The sequence below is a fragment of the Mycobacterium sp. NGS27 genome (assembly GCF_059813005.1).
Window position 1 is genome coordinate 1 of the sequence record NZ_JCALDT010000069.1, and the last position, 207, is coordinate 207.

At 63.8% G+C, this 207-nt stretch carries 1 protein-coding gene; it reads right to left on the reverse strand.

All coding sequences use genetic code 11. The features are described 5' to 3' along the window. Positions 1-207, reverse strand: a 207-nt coding sequence (locus AC5Y30_RS25615; RefSeq protein ID WP_499922133.1) for a hypothetical protein, incomplete at both ends; no start/stop codon positions are given.

The window sequence follows — 207 nt, forward strand, 5'->3', positions numbered from 1 at the left end:
CAAAATCCGCGCGTAAATACCCGCCAAAATCTCCTCGGAAGGAGCAACCGGACCCCGAGAATCACCCACACCGTAATCCGGCGCAGGCAGGGCCCGGGAGTCGAGTTTGCCGTTTACCGTCAACGGCAAATGGTCGAGCGCTACCACCGCGGCCGGCACCATATATGGCGGCAACCGGTCCGCCAGTTGGCTTCGCACCCCGGCCGC